At 45.3% G+C, this 26,676-nt stretch carries 22 protein-coding genes and 1 pseudogene; 5 read left to right on the top strand and 18 right to left on the bottom strand.

Annotated elements, in window-relative coordinates:
- Nucleotides 1–177: 177 nt before the first annotated feature.
- From J6I44_RS01100 to J6I44_RS01115, 4 genes are all read right to left on the bottom strand, one after another.
- Nucleotides 178–1,572, bottom strand: a complete 1,395-nt coding sequence (locus J6I44_RS01100; protein WP_265764087.1) for a Gfo/Idh/MocA family protein — start codon at nt 1,570–1,572, stop codon at nt 178–180.
- 304 nt (nt 1,573–1,876) lie between these two features.
- Nucleotides 1,877–3,364, bottom strand: a complete 1,488-nt coding sequence (locus J6I44_RS01105; RefSeq protein ID WP_265764088.1) for a TolC family protein — start codon at nt 3,362–3,364, stop codon at nt 1,877–1,879.
- Nucleotides 3,357–4,718, bottom strand: coding sequence for an ABC transporter permease (locus tag J6I44_RS01110; RefSeq protein ID WP_265764089.1), 1,362 nt, complete (start codon nt 4,716–4,718; stop codon nt 3,357–3,359). The genes J6I44_RS01105 and J6I44_RS01110 overlap by 8 nt, the downstream gene beginning before the upstream one ends.
- Nucleotides 4,719–4,781: 63 nt before the next feature.
- Complete coding sequence (locus J6I44_RS01115; RefSeq protein WP_265764090.1) at nt 4,782–6,176, bottom strand: efflux RND transporter periplasmic adaptor subunit; 1,395 nt, start codon at nt 6,174–6,176, stop codon at nt 4,782–4,784.
- A gap of 434 nt (nt 6,177–6,610) precedes the next feature.
- Between J6I44_RS01115 and J6I44_RS01120 the strand changes: the two genes are divergently transcribed.
- Nucleotides 6,611–6,817, top strand: a complete 207-nt coding sequence (locus J6I44_RS01120) for a hypothetical protein (RefSeq protein ID WP_265764091.1) — start codon at nt 6,611–6,613, stop codon at nt 6,815–6,817.
- Between the two features lie 94 nt (nt 6,818–6,911).
- Here the strand turns inward: J6I44_RS01120 and panD are convergent, their stop codons facing one another.
- The 10 genes from panD to J6I44_RS01170 form a co-directional block, all read right to left on the bottom strand.
- Nucleotides 6,912–7,331, bottom strand: coding sequence for an aspartate 1-decarboxylase (gene panD / locus J6I44_RS01125; protein ID WP_265764092.1), 420 nt, complete (start codon nt 7,329–7,331; stop codon nt 6,912–6,914).
- A gap of 9 nt (nt 7,332–7,340) precedes the next feature.
- The gene (panC, locus tag J6I44_RS01130; protein ID WP_265764093.1) at nt 7,341–8,192 is read right to left on the bottom strand and encodes a pantoate--beta-alanine ligase; all 852 of its coding nucleotides are present in this window, start codon (nt 8,190–8,192) and stop codon (nt 7,341–7,343) included.
- Between the two features lie 111 nt (nt 8,193–8,303).
- Nucleotides 8,304–10,064, bottom strand: coding sequence for a 2-oxoglutarate dehydrogenase, E2 component, dihydrolipoamide succinyltransferase (sucB, locus tag J6I44_RS01135; protein ID WP_265764094.1), 1,761 nt, complete (start codon nt 10,062–10,064; stop codon nt 8,304–8,306).
- A gap of 145 nt (nt 10,065–10,209) precedes the next feature.
- Nucleotides 10,210–10,803: a TlpA disulfide reductase family protein gene (locus J6I44_RS01140; protein WP_265764095.1), complete on the bottom strand. Its 594-nt coding sequence runs from the start codon at nt 10,801–10,803 to the stop codon at nt 10,210–10,212.
- A gap of 14 nt (nt 10,804–10,817) precedes the next feature.
- On the bottom strand, nt 10,818–11,306 hold the full coding sequence (locus tag J6I44_RS01145) for a DUF411 domain-containing protein (RefSeq protein ID WP_265764096.1): 489 nt from the start codon (nt 11,304–11,306) through the stop codon (nt 10,818–10,820).
- Between the two features lie 82 nt (nt 11,307–11,388).
- Nucleotides 11,389–11,874: a hypothetical protein gene (locus J6I44_RS01150; protein WP_265764097.1), complete on the bottom strand. Its 486-nt coding sequence runs from the start codon at nt 11,872–11,874 to the stop codon at nt 11,389–11,391.
- Nucleotides 11,875–11,899: 25 nt separating this feature from the next.
- On the bottom strand, nt 11,900–13,024 hold the full coding sequence (locus J6I44_RS01155; RefSeq protein WP_265764098.1) for a trans-sulfuration enzyme family protein: 1,125 nt from the start codon (nt 13,022–13,024) through the stop codon (nt 11,900–11,902).
- Nucleotides 13,025–13,328: 304 nt separating this feature from the next.
- Entirely contained in the window at nt 13,329–13,838 is a 510-nt protein-coding gene (locus J6I44_RS01160; RefSeq protein WP_265764099.1) for a hypothetical protein, read from the bottom strand.
- A gap of 59 nt (nt 13,839–13,897) precedes the next feature.
- Nucleotides 13,898–14,476 (bottom strand): porin family protein, encoded by a 579-nt coding sequence (locus tag J6I44_RS01165; RefSeq protein ID WP_265764100.1) that lies wholly within the window; start codon nt 14,474–14,476, stop codon nt 13,898–13,900.
- A 293-nt stretch (nt 14,477–14,769) separates the two neighbouring features.
- Nucleotides 14,770–15,999, bottom strand: a complete 1,230-nt coding sequence (locus J6I44_RS01170; RefSeq protein ID WP_265764101.1) for a M48 family metallopeptidase — start codon at nt 15,997–15,999, stop codon at nt 14,770–14,772.
- A gap of 315 nt (nt 16,000–16,314) precedes the next feature.
- On the opposite strand from J6I44_RS01170, the gene J6I44_RS01175 reads away from it, so the two are divergent.
- From J6I44_RS01175 to J6I44_RS01185, 3 genes are all read left to right on the top strand, one after another.
- Nucleotides 16,315–18,660, top strand: a complete 2,346-nt coding sequence (locus tag J6I44_RS01175) for an amino acid permease (protein WP_265764102.1) — start codon at nt 16,315–16,317, stop codon at nt 18,658–18,660.
- A 268-nt stretch (nt 18,661–18,928) separates the two neighbouring features.
- The gene (locus J6I44_RS01180; RefSeq protein ID WP_265764103.1) at nt 18,929–21,325 is read left to right on the top strand and encodes a TonB-dependent receptor; all 2,397 of its coding nucleotides are present in this window, start codon (nt 18,929–18,931) and stop codon (nt 21,323–21,325) included.
- 41 nt (nt 21,326–21,366) lie between these two features.
- A complete protein-coding gene (locus tag J6I44_RS01185) occupies nt 21,367–22,644 on the top strand; it encodes a DUF4374 domain-containing protein (RefSeq protein WP_265764104.1) in 1,278 nt (425 codons plus the stop codon).
- Nucleotides 22,645–22,792: 148 nt separating this feature from the next.
- Here the strand turns inward: J6I44_RS01185 and J6I44_RS20725 are convergent.
- A pseudogene (locus J6I44_RS20725) lies at nt 22,793–22,894 on the bottom strand (GxxExxY protein); the annotation flags it as partial.
- A gap of 16 nt (nt 22,895–22,910) precedes the next feature.
- Here J6I44_RS20725 and J6I44_RS01190 point away from each other — a divergent pair.
- The gene (locus tag J6I44_RS01190; protein ID WP_265764105.1) at nt 22,911–24,140 is read left to right on the top strand and encodes a PepSY-associated TM helix domain-containing protein; all 1,230 of its coding nucleotides are present in this window, start codon (nt 22,911–22,913) and stop codon (nt 24,138–24,140) included.
- Nucleotides 24,141–24,294: 154 nt separating this feature from the next.
- Here J6I44_RS01190 and J6I44_RS01195 read toward each other — a convergent pair whose 3' ends face one another.
- From J6I44_RS01195 to J6I44_RS01205, 3 genes are read right to left on the bottom strand one after another with little or no spacing between them, the layout of a single operon-like run.
- Nucleotides 24,295–25,911 carry a PepSY-associated TM helix domain-containing protein gene (locus tag J6I44_RS01195; protein WP_265764106.1) on the bottom strand — a complete coding sequence of 539 codons (1,617 nt, stop codon included), beginning with the start codon at nt 25,909–25,911 and terminating at the stop codon, nt 24,295–24,297.
- Between the two features lies 1 nt (nt 25,912).
- Nucleotides 25,913–26,194 carry a hypothetical protein gene (locus tag J6I44_RS01200; RefSeq protein WP_265764107.1) on the bottom strand — a complete coding sequence of 94 codons (282 nt, stop codon included), beginning with the start codon at nt 26,192–26,194 and terminating at the stop codon, nt 25,913–25,915.
- Nucleotides 26,184–26,504: a hypothetical protein gene (locus J6I44_RS01205; RefSeq protein ID WP_265764108.1), complete on the bottom strand. Its 321-nt coding sequence runs from the start codon at nt 26,502–26,504 to the stop codon at nt 26,184–26,186. Before J6I44_RS01205 ends, J6I44_RS01200 begins: the two co-directional genes overlap by 11 nt.
- Between the last annotated feature and the right edge of the window lie 172 nt (nt 26,505–26,676).

Genomic DNA, 26,676 nt, shown 5'->3' on the forward strand with positions numbered 1-26,676 from the left:
GGTTGCTATCAATGCAGCCGCTCAGGAACCCGCCGAAAAGGTAAAGGTTTGTATGAGTGGGTTAAAAATTTGTGAGCCCTAAACGACTTACTTCATAACAGCTTATTACGCTAAAAAAGAAACCCTGAAAGGAATTGGAATCCTTCCAGGTTATAAGCTTAAGAGATGACTGTTGTGTTAGCCGATAATTTCGCGCCAGCCGGTACGGAAATTATTGCGTTCATCCAGCCAGGCGTTAGCCTCTTGCAAGTTCTTAACGCTCATATTTTCGGCATCCCACTGCAGCTTTTTATTGGAATCGCTGAAGCGGATGGCCAGGTTCCCAATCAGCATTGTTTCAGTGAGCGCAGCACCATATTGAAAGTTAGACGAGGTTTCACTATTTCCTTTGGCTGCCTGTACCCATTCCTCGTGAATACCAGGGGATCGGTCCATCGTTTTGTCGGGCTGGCCAAATTTATCAATGTCTGACTCAGGAATAAAACGGGCATTTTGTCCATAGACATCGGCCATGAGCTTTCCTTCTGTTCCATGGAAAATCATTCCTCCGCCCCCGGCGCCCATCTGCTTGCCGTCAGCTAATTCAGCCGGACGGGGTGGCAACAATCCACCGTCGTACCAATTTAATTTTACTTCACCACGATCTCCCTTGGCCGGAAATGTATAATGAACGGAAGATCCGAGCGGAAATGCTTCACCATTGAACGGTGTAGAGCTGGCATGCACCTGCTCCGGCATCCCCAAATCAAGGGCCCAGTACGGCTGATCCATGATGTGAGCGCCCATATCGCCCAGCGATCCGGAACCAAAGTCCCAGCGACCTCGCCAGGCAAAAGGCGCATAATCCGGATGATACGGACGATAAGGGGATGGTCCTACCCAGAGATCCCAGTGCATGGTGTATGGAACGACTGGCATTTCATCTGCCTCATTTACTTGTGCGCCCTGCGGCCAGTACCCTTTGGGACGGTTCGTCCAGCAGTCTACTTCAGAGACTTCTCCAATAACTCCCTGGCGAATATATTCTACAATCTTGTATGTACTTTCATAGGCGTGCCCCTGGTTTCCCATCTGAGTGGCAACCCCGGTCTCTTCTGCAACCTCTGCCATACGGCGGGCTTCGTAAATCGTTCGTGTCAATGGTTTTTGTACAAAGGCGTGCTTGCCTCGTTCCATTGCATAAATGGCAATAGCAGCGTGGGTATTATCGGGGGTGGCCACCATTACGGCATCGATCTCGTCTTCCTTGTCGAGCATTTCCCGGAAATCAACATAGCGTTTTGCTTTGGGATAGCTGTAGAGGGTTTCTGCGGCATATTCCTCATCTACATCACAAAGTGCATAAATGTTTTCGCCAAGCTCTGCCAGCGAACGAGTGTTACTGGCCCCCATACCTCCTACACCAATACAGGCAATATTTAGTTTATCACTGGGGGCAGTATAACCCGGCCCACCTAATACATGCCGGGGCACTACAAAAAATCCAGCTGCTGCTGTTGCCGAAGTGCTTAGAAAATCCTTGCGTGATAGGCCCTTTTTCTTTTCCACTTCATCTTCCTTTTTTTCACTCATCAGTTCACCTCTTTTAATCCTTATTATTTGTGACTAACCAATTTAGAGAAATGCAAAGAAATTGCAAGCCTACCAAATTATTTTTACAAATCTATTATGAGCTAAGGTGCAGCTAATTGGTCTAAGTTATTTATCGGATGAGTAACAGGGTTTACAATTAGGTATTTGGCTCATCCGATGAATAGATCAAGGGGGGCCTTAACTCATCCGGCTTCAATCCCAGAATTCGGATGAGAAGACCGCTTTTAGGATAACAAAATTGCATAATCCTTGTTAAAAGCAACCGTATAATGCGTTTCTTTGATTAAAGATCGTACGTAATGGGGCGGTTATACTGGAAATCGTATAGCGTTAGCTGTCGCAGCTCGTACCAGCCGGTCCAGAACGTTCGAAGAGCCCGGATATACGCCTGACGGGCCGAATCTTTTTCGTCCTGTGCTATATAAAGGTTGGTGATATCAATTTTGCCAATCAGGTAACGATTTTGGGCAACTTGGTATCGCCGCTGGGCAATGGTATCTGCTTTCGCAGCGAGTAACACTTGTCCCCGTAATTGCAAAAACTGACTTACGGTATATTCCACCTGTTGCATAAACTGCCGGCGTTGAAATTGAATACTATTGGCAACTTCGCGCTGTTGGTTACGCGCCGCGTTGATTTGAGCCCGTTGTTTACCCCAGTTAAAAATGGGTACTTCAAATCCTAAGCTAAAGAATTGCCGATTCTGAGGATTGTTATACAGATCTGCAAAATCTGTGGAAGTCTGATTTAATCCATACTGTGCATTAAGCGACAAACCAAAACTGGCCTCACTTTTAGCTTGGTCTAACTGGCGATCTGCCTGCATTTCATTTAGGCGATAATTCAATGATTCACTATTATTTTGCAAGGCCAACTGTCTCGCCTTATCTATATTGACGCTTATTTCCGGGAGCTCTTCCGGAGCTTCCAAATCCAGTTGTACATCCGTTGGATATCCCAGCAGAATTTTAAACTCGTTGAGCAGACGGTCGTAATCTATCTGTGCATTGGTCAGGTCTGACTCCGCATTACGGAGTGCCAGCTCACTTTGCAGCAAATCATTTTCTGCAATACTTCCCACATTATAACGCCCCTGTGATATTTGATAAATAGAATCATTTCGGGCAACATTAAATTCTGCATTCTCAAGATTGATTTTCGCCAAATACACATCGAAAAAACTCTGTGTTACCGTCTGGGCGATATCCTCCATCTCCTCCACATATTCCTTTTGAGCAATTTTATACTGCAACGGCTCTACACGATTACGCCATTTGAGGTTATTATATTGAAAGAGTGGCTGATTAATTCCGACCACCAGTGGTGTGCTTTGCCAAAGGTAGGTATTCTCCCCATTAAATATTCCCAGCCTGGTTAACCCCGAAGACAGAGATAAGGTACCGCCGGTTGGTAAAATATTTTGATTGATACTAAGCTCAGCCTCCGCTTCGGACTGCGTCCGGGAAGAAAAAGTTACCTGCCCATTGTCCAATACATTCGAAAAAATGGATTTATTATAGTTCGGAGCATCTCCTGATAGCGACAGGCTGGGCAACAGGTCGGCCTTAAATGACTTGTACTGCCATCGGCTGGCTATTAACGCATAACGGGCGGCATTAGCCACCGCGCTTTGATCCTGCGCAACGGTGATACAGTCATCTAATGAAAGGATGCCCAGGTTTTCATTGCTGGACTGCTGCCCCCTGGCAGGTAAAGTGGTTAGTAATATGATGATGAAGTAAGCAGATGCGGTTTTAAATACTTTATTCATGTCGCAAAGCATGTACAGGGTCTTGCTCGGCGGCTCTCTTGGCCGGAAAGAATCCAAAAATAACGCCTATCGCAATAGCGACCCCGAAAGAGATTAGAATTGAAGTGATGGTGACAATCGTCAATATGCCGGCTGATAGTTCAATGATGTAACTGAGTGAAATACCCAAAATAATTCCAATAATTCCGCCTGAAATACTGATTGCTAACGCCTCGGTCAAAAATTGCAGATGAATGTCTCTTTTATGAGCACCAACGGCCAATCGAACGCCAATTTCGCGATATCGTTCTACTACTGAAGCCAGCATAATATTCATGATCCCAATGCCACCTACAATGAGCGAAATGGAGGCAATACATGATAATACAATATTAAAAATCTCTTGGGTACGCCGCTCTTGCTGGAGCAACAGTTCCGGGACAATGACCTCAAAATCAATAACGGTATTATGGCGGCGCTGCAGCATCCGGCGGATAATATCAGCCACCGGAACACTATAATCCGTATTACTTACCTGCACGACCATACGGTCAATCTGATGGTAGTTGTTAACCTGAGACGAACGTTGATTATTCTGTTCATTTTGACCATTTCCGTTATCATTATTCTGGGCGGCCGCTTGCTGTATCTCTTGTTCGGTAACCAACGCCCGGTTTTTGTACCGTAGAATAGCCGATGTGGCCGGCACATAGATATCCAGGTTGTAATTTCGGATGCCTAAATTTTGAATATTTTCGGTGCTCAATTCCCGTTTTTCCAGAACCCCCACCACCGTCAGCCAAATATTTCCGGCCTTAATCTCTTTTCCAATTGGATTGGATCCGGCAAAAAATTTGGCTTTTACATCAGACCCAATAATACAGACACGCTCGGCATCCCGCATTTGTTTTGAGGTAAAGTTAGCCCCCTGTTCCAGGCTAAAATTATTGATATTAAAATAGTGATGATTTACGCCGACCAGCTTTCCACTACGGAGGCGACCCCCTCGTATAAAGGAGGTTTCATAAATGATTTCCGGGCTGGCATATTCTACCTGGGGTACCTTCTCTATGATACTCTGCATATCACTGAGCCTAAGTCCGGGCGAATACTTATTCTGGTCTTGGTTGGTTGACGCTTGAGAGGTGATTTCTTCATCAACCTGGTTAATGATGGGCTCAACAATAACATTATTTGTACCCAACAACTTCATTTGATTTAATACCTCTTCCTGTGCTCCCCGTCCAATAGCAAGCATAGCAATGACAGAAGCTACCCCGAAAATAATACCTAAAGAGGTGAGAAAAGAACGCATTTTATTTTGCTGAATAGCATCAAGTGCAATATCCAGATTGTATAAAATTATTTGCAGCAAAATATTAGTCCCCGATTCTTAAGTAAAAATGGTTTACCAACGATATCATATTTTTAAAAGCGGCTAACGATTACTTCGATTTGCAGGAGGTCCGTTCTCGCCCCTTCTGGTACTCTCAAGCTCTCTTTCAGGCGTCATATTCTCTGAGGGATCTGCTTCGATCTTTTTTTCATTCTCTTGGTTTTGATACTTCTGCAATACCTCCGGGGACAAAAGATTCTTTTCAATATTGGCCGTATCGGGCGGTGTTGACAAGTATAGCTGGTCATTCATCCCCAATCCCTCTTTAATGATCACATCATTATCATTCATTAAGCCCAGCACAACCTGTTGCATAACCGGCTCAAGGCCGTCTCGTTTAAAAACAAAATCTACCGAATCCTGAGAATGAATGGCCTCCAGTGGCACATACAAAGCACTATCGACCGAACTAATATGGATGGTATTACTGGTCGTCATGGCCGGCCGCAGAGTGGTATCGGCTTCATTCACTTCTATAACCACCTGAAACACTTTGGAATCAGAGTTTGGATGCTGTTCACCAATATTAGCCACATCCGTTATTACCCCCGTTAGTTGTTTGTCCGGCATAGCATCCAGTCCAATATCTGCCAGCTGCCCCTTCCGGATATTTTGTATATCTACTTCATTGACATACGTTACCGAGTTCATCACGCTGAAATCGGGTAGTTGAGCGACCACAGGATCCCAGGCGCTTATAGAACTCGCCTCCGTCACCTTGGTTCCATCGCGGTTACGTTTGTAAATAACCATCCCATTTTCAGGAGCATAAATGGTAAACTGCTTAATAACCTCTTGAATACGCTGAACCTCTCGGCGCTGCTGGGTTAAATCGGTTTCAATTTCACGAAGCGTAACTTCAGCTTTACGGACTTCCGTCTTATAGTTTTTACGGGCCTGTTCCAGCTCCCGCTTTGCCCGCTCCATATCAATTTTAACCTGACGTTGTGTAGCAGGAGATTCATACTGCGACTGTTCAACCGCAATTTCGGCTTCCTCCAAGGAATATTCCAGGTTTATCAAATTATCACGAGCTTGTGACAACGTAAGGGTGCTATCAAGTTGAGCACTCTCATATTGTGATTTTTCTTCTTCCAGCTCCAACTGAGCATCCTGCAGCGAACTGGTTATTTCCGATCGATCGAGCTCTGCTACAAAATCGCCCTTTTGCACTACGGTTCCTTCCGGTACAAGCCGCTGGATGGGAACATTAAAAATTCGAAACTCCCGGATTCCTTCGGGCCCCCGGATGCTCGTTGAATTTTTAGCTCTGAGCTCTCCTGTTGTCGTTACTTCAACTTTAAAAGTGCCCTGCTTCGGCGTCGTATATATCGCTGGATTATCTTCTGATTCACTCCCGAAAGCCAACCAAAAAATAAGGATAAGAATTACAGTAACTCCCGATGCAACATACTTTTTATTCTTTAAAAAACTCATATCTGTAATTAGTGATAAAAATTATTCTACCATTTATACTATCAGTAATATTCAAAAACAATATCGGTATAAAAACTGAATCAAATTTGAAGCTGCCAACATCCCTTGAATTCCGTTCAATCCCATATTACTGTTTAGATAGTAGGATGTCAATCTATTACTATACCATTTCAACGAAAAACAATAACAAAAGTTACGTTGAATACTTACTTAGAAATTATTTTGCAATTTTTAACACTAAATTTACATAAATAGCATAGATAGATATGCGACCTTCTTTATTGCTTTCCAGACCTTTTCCCCTCTCCTTTGATCAAATTATGAAAAGAGACCTCTGATACAACTATCACGCCGCATTTTACCTGTTTGTTGAAGACAATACAGATCATCCAACGATCCTGAAGGGCATCCAAAATGATATCGAATCAATACGAGTGGTAAATTCAGGTACTGAGGGGCCATTTAATCGTAAAGGGGCCATCGACTGGGCTCATTACCCCGGTATTATCTACATCGATATCCCCAAGGAAGAACGAGATAAATACCTGGCTGTATTAGAAGTAAAACTGGATTCCCTTGTCGAACTTTTCAAAAAGTATGGCAAGAATGCTGACAAAGAAGTTGTTACGCAAAGTGATTGATGAATGAAGAACTTAGGCGATTTCAAGAATGCCTGAGAAAGGATTCTTGAAATTATGCCAACGAGAAATTCTTTCAAAAGAAAGGAAAATAGACTCAGACGATGGAGTTATCTAACAAACCGGACTTTTCATCATACTTCGTACCGTAGGTTGTCTCGTCTGTAGTGGTTTTGGGATTATTATTTTCATCCACAATAACCACCTTGGGCTTAAACGATTCGGCTTCTTCGGGCGTCATTTCGGCATAAGAGATAACGATAATTCGATCTCCGACCTGTGTTTTGCGCGCCGCTGCACCGTTTAAACAACATATGCGCGAGCCGGCATCACCAGGAATAGTATAAGTTTCGAGACGTGCACCATTGGTGATATTTACTACCTGAACTTTTTCGTAAGGTAATATCCCAGCCTCATCCAGCAATTCCTTGTCAATCGTAATACTCCCCTCATAATGAAGGTTCGCCTCAGTAACCTTCATCTGGTGTAGTTTCGATTTGAACATCGTTACAGTCATAACTGCTACCTACGGTCTTTCTACAATTAAATTATCAATTAAGCGCGTGTCTCCTAAATAAACGGCCCCGGCCAATATATATTTGGAGCTGTTCTTCACTTCATTGACCGGCACCATCGTATCGAATGAAAACAGCTTAAGATAATCAATTTTAAACCCTTTTGCTTGTAATTCGCTTCGCTGATGGTCTAAAAGCAAGTGCACATCGGTTACCCCGTTGCCAATCTGTTTTTGCACATACTGCAGACAACGATACAGTCCCGGAGCCCTTTTACGCTGTTCCTCATCCAGATAGGCATTCCGGCTGCTTAAAGCCAGTCCATCATTGGCCCGCTTAATCGACCCCATAACCAGTTCTATATTGTGATTAAACTCACTGACCATCTGCTGAAGAATACGAAACTGCTGGATATCCTTTTGCCCAAATACGGCAAAATCAGGCTCAATAATGTTAAAAAGCTTATTGACGATCAGCAAAATGCCCTCGAAAAAACCGGGCCGTGATCCTCCATCCATATGCATATTAAGCTCATCCACCTCAATATGCAGATACTGTTTCGATGGATACATGATCTTATCAGAAGGCGCAAAAACGGCGGCGATGCCTTCTTCTGCACAGACTTTCAGATCCGCTTCCAATTGTCGTGGATATTCATCAAAATCCTCATCCGGACCAAACTGCTCAGGATTTACATAAATGGAGGCTACCACTTCATCCGCATGCTGTTTTGCAAGACGAAAGAGGGAAAAGTGCCCTTCATGAAGGGCACCCATCGTCGGCACAAAAGCTACAGTCTTTCCCCCCTTCTTGAGGGATGCAACTTTATCCCGGATGTCTTCAATGGTTGTAATTGCTTCCATATAATCTTGAATAGAACACAGACTTAATGAATTGAGCGGACTGCCGCAGAAAAGGACTTATATAAATCCCAATCTGCGATTATTTACAATATCCGCTTAATCCGCGCTCAATTAAACTGCACGGTCGGTGTCAAATCCTTCAAGCAACTGTTTCACCCGATTCAGGAAGGCTCCACCGTGTGCACCGTCAATGATGCGATGGTCGTAGCTCATCGACAGGTACATCATATGGCGAATGGCAATCACATCTCCTTCTTCGGTTTCTTTTACAACAGGGCGTTTTTCAATAGCTCCGGTTCCCAGGATAGCTACCTGAGGCTGGTTAATGATAGGAGTACCCATCAGGTTGCCAACACTGCCGTAATTGGTCAGCGTAATGGTGCCACCTACAAGGTCGTCCGGACTTAAGTTTTTATTTCGTGCCTTTATCGCAAGGTCATGCACAGCGCTTGCCAGGCCTACCAGGTTTTTCTGCTGGGCATTCTTGATGACCGGAACAATAAGTCCGCCTTTTCCTCCTTCACCCAGCGCAACGGCCAGGCCGAGGTTAATGGCCTTCTTCAATAAGATCTGATCGTTTTCGGTATCTACTGAACTGTTAATCAGCGGGAATTCCCGAATCGCCTGGATGATTTTTTCAATAAACAGCGGCGTATAGGTCAGTTTAACACCGGCTCGTTCGGTAAACTCTTCTTTATTTTGCTCTCGCCAGCGTACCAAGTTGGTTACATCTACTTCTGCAAAAGTTGTGACATGAGCCGAGGTCTGCTTCGATTCGACCATATGCTTGGCAATCATCTTACGCATGCGATCCATCTTAATGGTTTCCACATTTTCAGATGGTCGCTGAATATCAAGCTCCCCGGCCGAAATCGATCGCTCCTTAGCCTGAACCGGAGTATCTTGCTGGGCCGCAGGCTTACTTAATCCTGCAGCAGCCTGCTTCTGGGTATCGGCAGCCGCCACCGCCTCACCGGATGCACGATCTTCCAGGTAACTCATAATGTCCTCTTTGGAAACCCGGCCGCCCTGTCCGGACCCTTCAATATTTTCAAGCTCTTGCTGCGAAATACCTTCTTCTTTAGCAATGGAGCGGACCAACGGTGAATAAAAACGGCCGTCACTGCCAATACGCTGAGGCTCAGCACCATTATCTGATGTACTGCTTGAAACGGCTGAAGCCGGAGCCTCTTCTTCCTCAGAGCTATCTGCAGTCGGTGTCGATTCTTGTTCCGCCGATGCAGAAGCGCCGGCAGCGGCCTTTCCGGTTGCAATAATAGCAATGGTTTGGCCTACTTCTATCGTTTCGCCCTCTTCAGCCAGCGTCTCAACCAGGATCCCGGCTTGTGGAGAGGGAACTTCTGAGTCTACTTTATCCGTAGAAATTTCGAGTAGCGTTTCATCTTCTTCTACCCTATCACCTACCGACTTAACCCATTCGATGACCGTACCTTCCATTACGGATTCGCCCATCTTCGGCATCTGTACTTCAACACGCTCGCCCTCTTCTTCAGAAGCATCACCTTGATCCGAGTCGGCATCCTCATCAGTGGCCTCATTTTCTACCGGCTCACTTACCGTTTCTTCCACCTGGCCATCAGAAGCTTCTTTACTCTCCCCGGCGGCATCAGGATCTGTTTCGATAACAGCAATCACCTGGCCCACTTCGATTGTTTCATCTTCTTCTGCTAAAATTTCGACAAGAATTCCGGCTTGGGGCGAGGGGACTTCAGTGTCAACCTTATCGGTTGCAATTTCTAAAAGTGTTTCATCTTCTTCTACACTGTCACCGATATTTTTGGTCCACTCAATGACGGTTCCTTCCATCACGGACTCACCCATCTGGGGCATTTCTACTTCAACTCGGGCCATCGTTACTCCAATTAGATCGTTAAAAATTTAAATAGAAAATCATATACAAAAAGACTGCCTCCAACCTTCGGCGAGCAGCCCTCAAAGATCTTAATAAATGCGATTAGATCAAAATATATACCTTTTTGGTGTTGGGATGACTACATCAACTTTTGGAACCCACATCTTCATCCAAAAGAGCTTTGATGCGGGGTTCAAGCTCCTTGGATGTAACTGCTCCAACTGCGAAATAGCGCAAATTCCCCCTTTTATCAATAATATAGGTTGTCGGGACTCCCATAGTAGGGCCATATTTATCCATAATTGTGCCGTCATCAATTACCATTGGATAATTTACTTCATACTCTTCAATAAAAGGCTTAACTACCGACATGCCCTGCTCATCGATTGAAACACCCAAAATTACGAACCCCTTCTCCTTGTATTTCTCATAAAGATCTACCAGTTCGGGTGTTTCCTCACGACAGGGGGCACACCAAGTAGCCCAAATATTCAAAAGCACCACTTGACCTTGCTTTTCGGCAAGCTGAAACTGTTCGCCGCCCACCAGTTTTACACTAAAATTTTTGGCTTCCGCTTCGTTTTGAGCAGCATATAATGGCGCAGAATAGGGATCCAACTGCTCTACCGTCGTTGGCTTAGCCTTTTGCTGCTCATTGCCTCCCTCTGATGTGCAGCCCCAGCCGACCAGCAACATCAGCATTAGGAATAGGAAAAAATCGAATTTTTGGATGTTCATAACAGTATTTCGGGTTAATAGCTGGCAAAGGTACTTTTCTCATTTTCTTCACCAAAAAGTAAAACATCATAGGGCTCGGTTCTGTTCCCCTGCTCCATGCCGGGCGATCCAACAGGCATTCCGGGAACGGCCAGCCCAATGGCATCAGGTCGCTCTTTAAGCAATCGCTTAACTTCTTTGGCCGGCACATGCCCTTCTATAACATATCCATCAACAATTGCGGTATGGCAGGATCCCATATTATAGGGAACCTTGTAGTTGGCTTTTACCGCACTCATCTGCTGCGTTGGCTGTTCGGATACGGTAAATCCCGCCTCTTCCAGATGTGCTGCCCACTTCGTACAACACTGGCAATTGGGATTTTTATACATCACCACCTGATTTTCTACGGATTGCTGTACAGGCTCCTGGCGAGCATAATAATCACTAATGATATACCAAATAACTCCACCAGCGGCTAAAACAATTATAGCAGCGTAACTAAAAAATCGAGAAGGTTTCATAAAAAAAGTTATTGATCAAAAGTAAATGTAACAGAGGCAAAAGATAAGAATTTTGACGAACGATTAGAACTTAAATGCAGCTTTACTTTTCAATTTTCTGTTCAGTCATTGGGTGCCTCAAGGTCGGCTCCTCAGAAGCTGTCTTCTCAAAGATACCGTTGGCGACCACCCCATATCCGAATCCACAGCCTGCGGTATAATTATCTGCTTCTTCTTTGACCGTTACGTTCTCGCCTGTGAATTCAAATGTAATAATGCAGCTTGGGTCAATTGCGGGATCAGCCCTGTAAACTGCCCGATTATTCTGATAAGCTAAAGTATCCACAAAGCTCCCGGAATTATAGTTTGGCGCTCCCTCATTGATCCCAAAGGTCATCAAGATTTTGTTTACTGTAACTCTCTTAACCTGAATGCGGCCAGTATACCCATACACTTCGTCCCCTTCCTCCCGGGTATCGCTCTCAAGCTCATAGGTTCCGGTCGGATCAACATAGTTAGGCTGATTTATCACTGCGCTGGAGCAACCAACCACGATTATTAAAACGGATAGATAAAACAGCTTCTTCATTTGGTACAAAACCTACACTGTGAGCCTATATTTGCTTTAAAGCCTGCTCTAAATCTTCCAGCAAATCATCCGGATGCTCCAGCCCCACGCTGATGCGGATAAGGTTCTCCGGTGTATCAGAATCCGGACCTTCACTACTTCGACGCTGTTCCCAGGTGCTCTCCACACCGCCCAAGCTGGTTGCTTGCGTAATAATCCTAGATCCACCGGTTACTTTCAATGTCTCTTCCCTGCCTCCATTGACCAGGAAAGAGATCATGCCGCCAAATCCACTCATCTGCTTTTGGGCAATTTCATGACCCGGATGGGTTTCCAATCCCGGGTAAAAGACCTTCTTTACATTAGAATGATTATCTAAAAAGCTCGCCAGTTTAGCCGCATTTTCATTATGTCCCCGCATGCGGTAGGGTAGCGTCCGAATGCTTCGCGACAACAGCCAGCAGTCTTCCGGCGAGGGGACGGCTCCCATCGTTATCTGGATATTCCGGATACGTTCCATAATGCCATCAGCCGCAGGAGCAATCACCGCGCCGCCCAGGATGTCACTGTGTCCGCCAAAGTATTTGGTAGTGGAGTGCAACACTAAATCGGCTCCCAACTTTAACGGGAGTTGGTTCACCGGCGATGGCCAGGTGTTATCCACACAGGTAATGGCACTGTACTCATGGGCCAGCTCGCTGACCGCCGCAATATCGGTAATATTCAGCATTGGATTGGAGGGCGTCTCGATCCAGATAAGCTTGGTGCTGTCCTGGATGGTATCTTCAATCACTTCCAGATCATCCATCGGAATGTAGTCGACATCCAATCCCCATGGAATAAGAATCTCATTGAGCAACTTGCTATTCCCGGCATAGACATCGGCCGGCATAATCACGTGGTCGCCCGGTTCCAGTGCCTGAAAAACGGCTGTAGCAGCGGCAACACCAGAAGCAAAGGTGGCGCAAGCTTCGCCCTCTTCCAACTGAGCCAAAAGGTGCTCAAGTCTCAGCCGATTAGGGTTGACGGCCCGGGTGTAATTCATATCGCCTTCCTGGTAGCCGCCTTCACGATGTTCAAAAACGGTACTCCTGTGGATGGGGGGCACCACATCAGCATTGGGATTTTCAACGTCAATACCTGCGTGGATAGCCTTGGTCTCAAAATGCATTGCTAAACTCTTGTCTTCGTTAATCTGACTTTAAAAATTCATGCTTAAAATAGCCACAGATTTGCACGGATGGAAACAGATTTTCCGAAAACATTTCAATCCTCCCCACTTCGCCTTAACAGGCTTCGTAGAACGTGCCTGCCGTCCTTTTCTTCTGAACCAACTCGGACTTACTACATTGATTTTTACTCAATCTTTCTGACTTCCTTCTCCAAGAAAGAACTCCTTGATGACGTTATTAACCTAAAATCCGTGGTGAATGACTAAGTTCCCGTATTGCCCTAATGCGCTGTATTTACGAGTGTCAGTTGATTACAAAGCCAAAACTAAGGCCTATTGCGGGATGAATCCCTTCCCGATCATATCCGGCACCAAGGTTAACCCGAAATAAAAATCCATTACCCAAAGGTTGATGACGATATCCAACAAAAAGGGAAGGCACCACCGTGAATTCGCTTTCTCTCTTCGCACCCGATCCTGCTCCCCAAAGATAGGTTGGCGTGATGCCACCGGTTATCTCAAAAAAGTTGTTATCACCACCCATTAAATAGCTTGCCTGCATAGGCAGGGAAACGAGATAATTGTGGTCGAGAATTTCTATATCACCCACAGCATACGAATATCCCAAACCCACACGTCCCTGCAATGGCCCTGCAAGGGTTCGATCGTAATTAAGGCTTACTATCGTGATACCGTCGCCACCAATTTGAAAATAGGCCGCCTCCCTCCCAGGGGTTTTATTTTGTGCCGTAGCAAAATCTTGGGTCAAACCCATGATCATTACAGTAATAAAAAGGATAGTCGATTCTTTCATTCTATCGAATTAGCTTAAAAAAGACGGCTCAGAACAGTTTACAATAAATAGTCACCAAATTAGAACTGATATCCCGCGACAATAGAAATAGCCGTATTTCTTGCCCCTTCTATTTTAAAGACTTCCTCAAGACCATAACTATAACGTAAACCAATATTGATACTGTTCATGTCAATCCCGCCGCCAACGGTCAGGCCATAAACAAAATCATTAGCCCTCTCTTCTGCGAGAGGTATGTCGCCTTGTGCAGGTGGGTTTTCTTCAGCATTAACGTTAATTCCCGCATAGGGTCCTAAATATAGGTGTGGGGTAAGATTACGTTCAGTAGCAAAATCAATTCGTGCCAAGACCGGAATTTCTATATAACTGAACTTAATTTCCACATCATTTATCTCAGCTCCTTTTTGTGTGTAGAGTACTTCTGGCTGAATAGAAAAAGACGTCCCGGATATGGGAACAACCGCATAGGCCCCAGCCAAAAGTCCGACGCGACGCGAATCTACTTCCTGCTTAGAATTGCTGAAAGAAGCAAAGTTGATGCCGCCCCTAATGCCAAATTCAGGCGAAGTTTGCGCTTTTACCTGATTAGCAATAACTCCAGTAATAAATAGCGTAAGTGTTAGTAATAATTTTTTCATACTTCTCTTTTTGATGGCAAATTTTTCGCAAAAATATAAATTGAATACTAAAAATATAAATAACCCTGAAAGAAGATTCGGTTTCTGCCTGAGATGAACAAAAGTACAATCAATCCTCCTGGCCTCCTTTTCTAAGGAGGAACTCTTTGTTTAAAATTATGGGCGTTTAAGTCCCTCTTGGAGAAGAGGGATTTAGGAAGATTGATTAGCCATTAAGTGCTCAATTATTCATCGGACGACAAACCCAGTCGTCAGATGAAAATCTTATTTATCCTCTCTGTATGTGATCGCAATTATCCTTTTTTGATCGCCTTAATACGTCGCAGTACAGGGGGATGCGAATAGTTTAGAAATACATAAAACGGATGCGGCGTGAGGTTGGATAGGTTATCTTTAGATAGCTTTTTTAGTCCGGCTACCATGGGCTCTGGTCGGTAGGTTGTGGAAGCAAAAGCATCGGCCTCAAATTCATACTTCCGCGATAGCACCTGCATAATGATAGAAGTAATCATATCGATAGGCGCATAGAGCATGCCGAAGAAAATGAGTCCCGTATACACCGAAACCTGTTCCATATAAAAGGCATCGTACAGCCCCTGCGAATTCAGGAAAACAGATAACAGCAGGAACATAACACCGGTTTGGGCGATGCTCGCTACCATATTTTTAATGATGTGCTTTTTCTTATAATGACCGATTTCATGCGCCAGTACGGCCACCAGCTCCTCGTCCGTATGGTTTTCAATGAGCGTATCGTAGAGCGCAATCCGTTTATTCTTGCCAAAGCCGGTAAAGAAAGCATTGGATTTACTACTGCGCTTAGAGCCATCAATCACATAAATACCTTCCAAGGCAAAGCTAACGCTATCGGCATAGTCGCGGATCTTCTGACGCAGATCTCCTTCTTCAAGCGGCTCAAATTTGTTAAAGATAGGCATAATCCATGTAGGTGCTATAAACTGTATAACCAACGTAAAGGCCGTGACAGCTCCCCAGGCATAGAGCCACGCATATTGATCGATAAAGGTGAAGAAGGCCAGGATACCTGCCAAAAGCGGACCACCAAGCACAATGCCCAGCGCCAATCCCTTCAGCATATCCAACACAAAGGTTTTGGGTGTCGTTTTATTGAACCCAAATCGCTCTTCAATCACAAACGTAGAATAAATGCTGAAGGGTAACGACAGGATACTCTTACCCAAAATTAGAACTCCGATATACGTCAACCCAGTCCAAATCGCACCTAATTCCCAGCTGCGGATAATTTCATCCAGCCAATTAAAACCGCCGGCAAACCAAAAGACCAATAAAACAATCAGATTAAAGGCTGAAGTCAGAATCCCAAACTTTGTCCGGACCTGGGTATAGCGCTGTGACTTATCGTAGGTTTCTTCATCATAAACATCATCGAATTCAGCCGGTAACCCCTTGTCAAGCGACTGCAGGTTGTAAAAGTCAGCCACCAGATTAAGAATAAAATCAATGGCCAGGGTAAGCAGAATGATGATTCCAAAAATATTCATGCAACAGGTATTTGGTGATGTTATTTTTTTGCCTTCCCAAAGTACAGGTATTGCTTATTTTTTTAAAACAAGTTATTTCTGTATACGCGATCCTCAGCGATATGCTTTAATAATTCATGATGATCTGCGTAATTTTTCTTTTTCTAAAGGAAAAATTACTATAATAAGCATATAACTACTTTGGGTAGTTGAGTTAAGGTTCATAGGTTACGTATAATTTTTAGATTTATTGTGATCTTCAACGGCTAATCGGCGACCATAAAATTGATCAAAAACAAAAACATTCAAATCTTTAACTGACCAACGTAATATTCAATGGCTGATCTTAGAAGGGAGTTAGGGTTTTGGGATGCACTGACAATCGGGGCCGGTACCATGATTGGAGCCGGCATTTTTTTATTGGCAGGCGTTGCACTCGAGCTGACAGGACCAGCAGCCATTTTCGCGTATCTTTTTTCGGGCGTCATCTGTATTATTACGGCCTCCAGTGCCGCAGAACTGGCTACAGGCATGCCCACTTCCGGAGGTGATTATTTCTTTGTTTCGCGTTCTTTGGGACCCGCATTCGGGGCGATTTCAGGAGTGGGAATCTGGCTAAGCCTGACCTTTGCCATCTCTTTTTACCTGTTTGGGCTGGGAGAATACCTAAGCCAATTTCTTCCGCTTACCCCCTTTTGGGGTGCCTTTTTGGGTGGGGTGTTACTTATTGCACTTAATATCATAGGTGCCAAGGAGTCTGGCCGCACCCAGGTGGTAGTAGTTTTAACGCTCCTGTTCATTTTGGGGGGATTCAGCCTGACAGGCTTCTTTCATATTGATACAGCAAACCTAAATCCTTTCTTTCCACTGGGGACAGATCCGATTTACTCTACAACCGCCCTGGTCTTTGTATCCTTTTTGGGATTCGTCAAGATTGCTGCCGTTGCCGAAGAGATTAAAAACCCTTCCAAAAACCTGCCCCGGGCTCTCATCGGTTCTGTGGCACTTGTCACTCTTCTATACGTTATTATTCTACTTGTCATTGCTGGTATCTTCCCGCAGTCAACCATACGCGATGTAAAGGATCCACTTACCACGGCCGCCCGACAGATGTTGGGAGGCTTTGGGGGTATTGCCATTATCTTTGCTGGACTACTGGCTACGCTTTCATCGGCTAACGCCAGCATCATGGCCTCCTCACGTATCAATCTCGCTATGGCCCGCGATCGCATGGTGCCCAACTGGCTGAGTAAGATCCATAAAAAACTATTAACACCCTACCGGGCCATATTGCTAACCGGCTTCCTGGCCCTTTGCTTTTTACTAATTGAAAGTCTCGAAAGTTTGGCCAAGATAGCCAGCGTGTTGCAACTGTACAGTTATGCGGCGCTTAACATTGGCTGTATCGTACTGCGTGCGGCCGACCCTGACTGGTATAAGCCGAGTTACCGCACCCCGGGAAATCCTTTTGGACAAGTTTTGGCAGCTTTAGGATGCCTGGCCGTAATTCTTTATTCCGGCCCTTTTGCCCAGGTTGCCGTGGTGGTTCTTATCGTGGTAAGTTTGGCCTGGTATATGATATGGGGACGGGACAAAGTATCGATTGATCACGCCATGCCGGAATTCAGGAAACGATGGCAAGAATATGGCTGGAGCTTGTTCACTCAACCCGCTGAAAAAGCTGCAGAAGAAGAAGTTGAGAAGGTGGCCCCGGCCTCACGTCCCTTGGATGCCACCCCTCCCCTGCACCTTATTGCTGCCTTGGCCAATCCCGAACATGAAACTGACCTGTTAAGACTTGCTCAATTTATCTCGACTGGCAAAAGCGAAGCAGGTACCGTTGAGGGTATGCACATCCTGCATGTCCCCTACCAAACTCCTATCACCTCTATCAGAGAAACCCTTGAGCAGAAACCTTCCATTCAGCAAAAAATTGATAATATCCTTCAGCAGTCTAAGGCTGAAGCACAACAAATCGACAACGGTTATAGAAACATATTGGCGCAAACTGACTTCCGTACGGTTACGGAAGCAGCACATAATGTATTTGGGGCCATCATCAGTGAAACCCAGAACCGTCGCGCAGACATGTTATTGATGGGCTGGCAAGGGGGATTCAGTGTTGGGCGCATTTATAACTCCCCGGTACAGCGTATCATCAAAGAGCTTAAAACCGATGTGGGCATTCTCAAAGATCGTGGCTTTGACAAGTTAGAATCAATCTTATTGCCTTGGGGGGGAGGCCACCATGCTCAGCTGGGCCTTGAGCTGGCCGTACGTATCGCTCGCGTGCAAAATGCAGATCTAAAAATTTTGCGCCTCGTAAAACCGGGTATTAATGTTAAAAATGAGCGAGAATCGCTGCATAATAGAATCGCCCCCGTACTGGGAGATTTCGACCGGGCTCAAATCCTCATCCGGGAAGCCCCTGAGGTAACGACCGGTATTACAGAAGAATTTGAGAGCAGTGACCATGACCTGGTCATTATCGGGGCCTCCCATGAGTGGAGTATACGCAACGTCTTATTTGGTACCATTCCTGATATTGTAGCGGACCGAGCACCCTGTTCAGTACTGATGGTTCGCCGGTACCTTCCCAAAAATTGGTCTGTCAAAGCCAGTGAGAGTCTCAAAAGAGCTAAAGAGAACCTCGGATTGACCTCCTCCCCGGATACCGGCTGAATTTCCCACCCCCTGGAGGTCTCGGATAGTCATGATAAATTGCTGTTAGAATTACAGATGCCCCTGTGCATGAGCATCCTTCTTTCCCTCCGAAAATAAGATAATAGATCAAATAAAAGGTAATGTAAAAAACTATTTATTCCCGGAATAGCTATTGCTATTTATACATGATCTAAATAAGTTCTGCCCTTCTACTATATAGACTTAGTTTAAATAACTATTGCATCTGCATTAACGTCCATCAAAGAAAACTCACTGTCTTAGTTCTATGACGCTCCCTGCCCGCTATTCGTACCCACTATCTGGCCTACTCCTGCTGACCTTGTTATTAGCATTTCCCTTTTTATCCTCTGCCCAACAACAGGCCACTATCGAAGGACGTGTGGTTAATGAATCCGCTGAACCGCTGACGGGTATTAATGTAGCATTAGAGGGTACGCGGTGGGGCGCAACTACCAATGCCAATGGACGGTACAGCATCCGTAATATAGCAGCTGGTAACTATACGATTGTTGCTTCTTCGATCGGCTTCCAAACCCGGAAAGAAGAACTATCGCTCAACGCAGGACAAACGCACACCTGGAACATCACCCTACAGCAAGCAGCCTACAACCTGGATGCCGTGACCGTCTCCGGCAAGAGCGAACTGCGCGAAGTGGAAGAAAAAGCATTTAATGTGGATGTGGTTAATGCCAAAAAGCTACATGCAACCACCCTGGATTTAGGCCATGCTCTGGACCGTGTTTCCGGAGTGCGTGTTCGCGAAAGTGGAGGCGTGGGCTCGCGCATGAATTTTTCGATGAACGGCTTTACCGGTAACCAAGTCAAGTTTTTTGTGGATGGTATTCCCATCGACAACTTTGGTTCCTCCTTCCAGCTCAACAATATTCCGGTCAATTACGCAGAACGGATCGAGGTATACAAAGGGGTTGTGCCGGTCGGACTGGGCGCCGATGCCCTGGGCGGAGCCGTCAACGTTATTACCAATCGCTATCAGCAAACCCATGCGGATGTCTCTTACTCATATGGTTCGTTCAATACCCACCGCACTAATGCAAATTTGGTATATGTAGCTGAGTCAGGTTTTACAGCCCAAATTAATGCTTTTCAAAACTACTCTGACAACAACTACGACATTACAGTGGATGTCGCTGATATTGAGACTGGTGCCTATGATAAGAACCGTGAAGTCGAACGATTTAACGATACCTACCACAACGAGACCGTCATTGCCAATCTGGGGGTCGTCAATAAGTCCTTTGCCGACCGGCTGTTGGTAGGAATCACATTAGGACAGAATTATGATGAAATCCAGACCGGGGCCCGACAGGTAAGTGTCTTTGGTGACTGGCACCGCAAGGGCAACCTCATCATGCCCACCCTGAAATATCAGAAAAGCGATCTGTTTACCGAAAATCTGGATGTAAGCCTTAATGCCAACTACAACTTTGGCGAAGAGCAAAATATTGACACCTCTCATCGTCGCTATAACTGGCTTGGCGATTATGTAGAATACGAAGGCCCCGGCGGCGAGCGCTCCTATTCAAAATACAAATATCAAAACAATAATGGTTTGGTGACCACCAACTGGAATTACCAGATAAACGGACGCCATGCACTCTCGCTGGGTAATACCTTCAACACCTTTAGCCGTGAGGGACACGATCCGCTGAATCCGGATGACATAACCAACGACCAGCCCAAGAAAACCCGCAAGAATGTTGCAGGGCTGTCATACCAATACAGCCGCGAAGATTGGAACGTATCGCTCTTTACCAAACACTATTTCCAAAAAAATATTTACGTACAGTCCTATAATCCATCGGGCGATTATGGCGATGTGGCCTATCGCGATCGAACCAGCAACTTTAGCAAAATGGGCTACGGCGCGGCTGCCACCTATTTTGCCACGGACAACCTCCAGCTGAAGGCTTCTTATGAAAAAAGCTACCGGCTACCCAACAGTAATGAATTGTTTGGAAACCTGGTGAACCTGGAGGGGAATATCGAACTCGATCCGGAGAAGAGTCACAATTACAACCTGGGAGGTAGCTATTGGATGGATTTAGGCTCCGGACATCGCCTGAACGTTAACCAAACCGTTTTTTATCGTGATGCCAGCGACTTTATCCGTACCAAATTAAATACCAATCAAACACAGCAGGTAAAGGATAACCTGGGAAGTGTAACCAACTTGGGGCTCGAATCACAGGTGTATTACCAGTACCAGGACAAATTGGCCGCCGGCTTCAATCTGACCTACCAGGATTTACGCAACAATACCAAGTATGTAGACGGGCGAACAACCGAGAGCGTGGTCTATCGCGATCGTATTCCCAACATGCCCTACTTCTATGGAAATGCCAATGCGGAGTACACCTTCAATAATTTGTGGCAAAATAACCACTCTCTCAGCATTGGATACAACCTGCTCTATGTGCATGACTTTTACCTCTACTGGCCCAGTCTGGGTACAAACAGCGAAAAGCTGGCCATCCCTCAACAAATTTCCCACGATATCACGATTACCTATAACCTTGGGCCAACCAACCGATTTCAATTTACGCTGGAAGCGCGGAATATCACCGACGAAAGACGATACGACAACTTTAGCCTTCAAAAGCCCGGGCGTAACTTCTCCGGCAAAGTTCGCTACAGTTTTTAATAAACCAATACCAACAATCAATAAATCCAACATTAATAATTATGAAGTTTCTACACCGATACATATATATCTTCATGACTGCCTTGCTTGTAACAAGCTGTAGCGACCCCAGTTCAGTAGACTCGTGTGAGGAGTCTGGTAACTTTATCATTGCTGCCACGCCTCAAGCGCTTGACGGCGTAGCTGATTACCTTTTGACCACTGAAAGTCTTGAATCCGGCTCGATTAGCACGGTCGGATGCGGCCAAGAGCAAGACGGAACCTACCGCTACTATGTTACCAACAATAATAAATACTTTAGCCTGCTTTATGGCCAAGGTAACCCGGGCGCCGTTACAACCTATCAACTTAACAGCAATGGCAAACTCGATGAGCTTTCGGACTTTCAATCTGAGACGGTACAGGCATTTGCCCCCATTGAGGATGATGTTTTAATGGTGAAAGCTCCCCGGAGCATTAATGATCCCACCGCTTACTGGTATCGCTTAAACACAGAAAATTCCCAGTTCACAGATGAAGGCCAGATTGATATCATCGAACTCGCCGGCAACGGAGAAGGTGCTTTCCCTTCCTGGCTTACCCAAGTCGATGATCAAGTATTTATGCCCTTCTCTACCATTACGGGGCAAGGCAATAATTCATTTAGCACCTCTTATCCCGACAGCGCATGGGTTGCAGTGTATTCGTATCCGGAGATGGCACTGCAAACAGTCATCAAAGACGACCGCACCAGTTTTATCGGACGTTACTTTACCAAGGGGCTTTCCGTGGATGAAAATGGAGATGTCTATGCCTTTTCATCAGCTATTGCTACTGATGATAATGGCCAGATGATTTCTACAAAGCCTTCCGCCATCACCCGTATCAACGGTGGCGCAATGGAATTCGATCAAAGCTACTTCTTTAACATCCAAGAAGCTTCCGATGGATTTTACCTTACCGACCATGTATACGCCGGCGATGGCAATGTTTTGTTGATGATGAGAGACGCCGACGAAAAAGCACCTTACACGACCGGTCATAATTTCGCTATCGTCAACGTACATAATCAAACCTTTACCTGGGTAAATGGATTACCGGACGCTTCATCCATTCTCAATGTTACCAGCATGAATAATTATGTATCGGAAGATGGCAGCACTGTTTACACCGGTATTACCATCGGCAACACCATCGAGAACGAGGAAGGGGAAAAGGAAACCGTCTTTGAAGGCAGTTATGTGTATGCCATTGATATAGCCTCGGCTACCGCTACCCGGGGACTTGAAGTGAAAGGCGGTGCCATTACCTCCATTAACAAGCTGGAACCTGCAGAATAATTTAACCTTTTGCATAGTCTCGTTTGACCGCGGGGCTGTGGCTTATCTGCGGGCTAATTTCCCGCGAATTACGCTGATTGCGCAGATAGCATCTTCTCCTGCACCACAAAATCTGCGTCATCTGCGCGATCCGCGGGAGCCCTAACGATAACCCATTAACTTTACGAAATATGGACTTAGAAATATCATCTGAATTGAAATTGACCAGAAGTCCAAGTTTAAGATTCGTGAGCTTCAAATAGGTCAACACAATTAAACAACCAGTCATGTTTAGCTTTAAACCACAGAAAAAGAGAAATCGCTCGCTTTTATATAAAGTATCAGCCTGGTTACACCTCTGGCTGGGACTCCTTTCGGGCATTGTCGTTTTTATCGTTAGCATAACCGGGGCTATTTATACCTTCAAAGATGAAATCAGAACGCTTATTGAGCCTTTTCAAACGGTAGAAGTGCCTCAGGATGCTACCATGCTGCCTCCTTCTCAGCTATCGAATGCCGTACAGGATGCCTATGACTACCCTTCCGTCTGGGGCGTACACTACCGTGGAGAAGGCAAGAGCGCGGTCGTGCCCTATTATTCCGACCCTTCTGAATACCAGGTAGGCTATGTGAATCCCTACACGGCCGAGCCCCTGCACAATCGATACCTCGATGGGGATTTTTTCCGGTTTATTCTTGGAGGCCATTATAACTTGTGGCTGCCGCGTTGGATTGGAAAACCGGTGGTAGCCTATGGTACGCTTATTTTTGTGATTCTGCTTATCAGTGGACTGGTCCTCTGGTGGCCTAAACGATGGTCTATGCGTTATCTCAAAAAAGGACTGAAGATTAGCTGGAAGTCCAGCTGGCGCCGCATCAACCTCGACCTGCATAATGTGGTAGGCTTTTATGCACTGCTCATTGCACTTATACTGGGATTAACCGGCATGGTGTACGGTATGAGCTGGTTTAAGACGGCGGTTTACTGGACAGGCTCCGGCGGTGAATTCCCCAGCCAAGAGCGGGTCACATCCGATACTACGCTGGTAGCATCATCAGATGCAAGACCGGATCAAGATCGGCTATATGATAATCTCTTGCAGTCTGGATTTAATACTGAAGACAGCCAGGTCTGGTTCTTTTATCCCCGTGGCAAAGAAGGCGTCTGGGACGTGCAGGTAAATCCCAATCTGCATAACAGGTATCTCCAACGGAGTACCTATTACGAACAGCATTCGCTCAAGCAGCTTAGAAAAGATCCTACGTTTTCTGAAGCCAATGGAGGGGAACAGCTGAGCCGCCTTAACTACGACCTGCATATTGGCGCCATCGGCGGCATATGGACAAAGATTATTGCCTTCCTGGCCTGTATTGTATCTGCAAGTTTGCCCATCAGCGGCTTTATCTTCTGGTATGACCGCGAGCGCAGAAAATCCAAGCGGGATAAACAAAAAAGAGCCAAACCTTGGAAAAGATCAGGCGGAAAGAAAAGAAGGGAGCCCAAGCCGGTGTCTTAGTCCCACAAAACAGCATTGTCGCAACTTTATAAAGGGTACAGAAAAAACGGGAAGCTCTCAGCTTCCCGTTCTTTTATTTTAACTGCACAATTAATTATTCCTTTACTCCACAATCTATTCAACAGTTTATACCTGAGACTACCTTTGGAGAGCCTCAGACCACTGACCTTTGTAACTTAGCTTTGGATTCAGCCTCTTGCTCATCTACAGTATCCTCATGAACCGTGATCTTTGTCGCAGTCCAGATAGCCAAACAGCCGGTAAGCAGCCACAAGATATCAATACCGGCTACAGCAGGCAGCGTTCGCCAACTTTGCCATATCCAGTCGCCGGTAACTACTCCGTTTAAAAGAGGTATTAAAAAGGAAAGTGCGCCACCAAGTAGAAAATAATTCCGGTTCATACGTCCATAGTTATCCCACTTCCAACCGATTGCAGCCAGTACCAACCAGGCAATGAAAAAGATTTGTTCCACCAATATGCCCCGGCCTTCATAATCCATAGGGACTAACTTATTGGTAATAAACAGGATTGCAACGGCCGGAAAGAGTCCCATGCAAACCGTCAGGTTCAGCTTGGTAATCCGATGGTGGAACCTTTTCTGCTTTTCCGAATAGCGGCTGCGGTCGCGCGCCGTTTGCCAAATCAGTATTCCACTGATGATCATAAAGCAGGTCAGCATAGCCAACAAAAAATAAATAACTTTCAATACCCAGTTTCCGTAGGTTGCATAATGAAGCTTTACCAATACGGCATATACCGATTGTCCGTATGATTTATCATATGGTATATGACTATGTTCTTTGATCAACGTACCGTCCGTCATCCCATAAGCAACGCTTCCGCTTCCCATTAATCCAGTCTCATCATCAAGATAAAAGGAGGCAATGGCACCTTTGTGACCATAGTTACTTAATGTAATACGACTTATGCTATGATCGGGGAAGTCTTGCTTTACATTTGAAGTTAGCTCATTGACAGACAGCGCTGGATCCGTGGGAGCTTCTTCGTTCGATTCGATTCCATAGGGCGGCTGGATCGTTGAAAGCACGGGCGCCTGATCTCCTCCGAACATCACCATAACGCTGGGCAATAACAGGAAAATTGATAAACAAAAAAGGGCTCCCGTTATAGCATACATCACCTGGAAAGGTAAGCTAATGACCCCTATCACGGTATGGGCATCCGTCCAAATTTGTTTCCAGCGTTTACCGACAAAAAAGGCGTAAAATTTCTGAAAAATATTACGCCAGTGAATTAGCACTCCGGTTACAGTGGCTAACAGAAAGAACAGGGCCGCAAAACCAGAAATATATGCCCCTAAGACCGGTATTTGATACAAAAAATGGAGGTAATAAAGCGTTTGGCCCACCGTAGTTTTCGGACCGGCCTCCTCATCTTCGAGCTCAATCTGATAGCTTGCCTGGTCTACATGACCATGTATGTGATCGTGGGTGCCACCCTCATTCTTGACGGAAGCGTACAGCTCTACATCTGGATGACCGGTACGGGGCGGATAAATGCGGACCGGATCATGCATATCGAGTTCATAGGATGCCGTCAGATTTTCAATCGCCCGATCATAGTCAAAATTCTGCGGCATTTCCGTTCGGGCTGCCGGATTGGCCCATTGATCAATTTCCGCACGAAATAAGGTATAGGCCCCTGCAAAGAAAATTACAAACAGTACCAAGCTGATCATCATCCCTGTTACCGTATGGGCATGATGCATTACATTATAGGCTCGACTTCCCAATCCCTTTAATCTCATATCAACGAAATAGATAAATTAAAACCGAACAACTAACGATAATGGATCCATATATAGCCCAAACCTGCCAGGCCTTTTTGAAGAGTAATGCTACTATTATTGCGGCAATCCATACCGCGAAAGAACTGTAGGTTGTTGTCTGGATCCAGCCGGGGCTACTTCCCCAGAAAATTCCAATTGCCAAATGAAAGGCCATTGCAATGAGATATCCACCGACAATGCCAGCCAGCGTTTTTGAGATACGCTGCATTCTGCTCCCCAGGTGACGTTTGTTAGCTGGCATAATAAAACAGATCTATAATGGTAATTACAGTTATAACAACTAACCAGCCGATCCAGCTTTTGGGATAGGCAGAAAGTGACAACACAAGCAGTGGAATCAGGGTCATCATCATAACCAGTGCTGCTACGATGGCTGTGGCTGTATCCATATCCTGGGTCATCAAAATGATTCCGAATACTACCAATATCATTGCCGCTCCATTGCGCATCCTCTTACCTACGGCCAAGCCCTTCGGTATGGTAAAAGGAAAGTATTTTGATGTACTGTAAAACAGCAAAGCAGAAATTGTGAATAGTAATAACACCATCATTCTTTTTTTAAACCAAGTTGAACATCAACCCTGTTGCCCCAAAACCATATGACATACTTGAATCACGTTTTATGCGAACTGAAAATAAAATAGTAATAAGAGATCTTCAATTTTTATTTAGAACAAATACAAATAAAGGCGTGGGTAACTTTAAATGTCAAGCGAGAGCATA

Source organism: Fodinibius salsisoli, assembly GCF_026229185.1.
Classification (GTDB): domain Bacteria; phylum Bacteroidota; class Rhodothermia; order Balneolales; family Balneolaceae; genus Fodinibius; species Fodinibius salsisoli.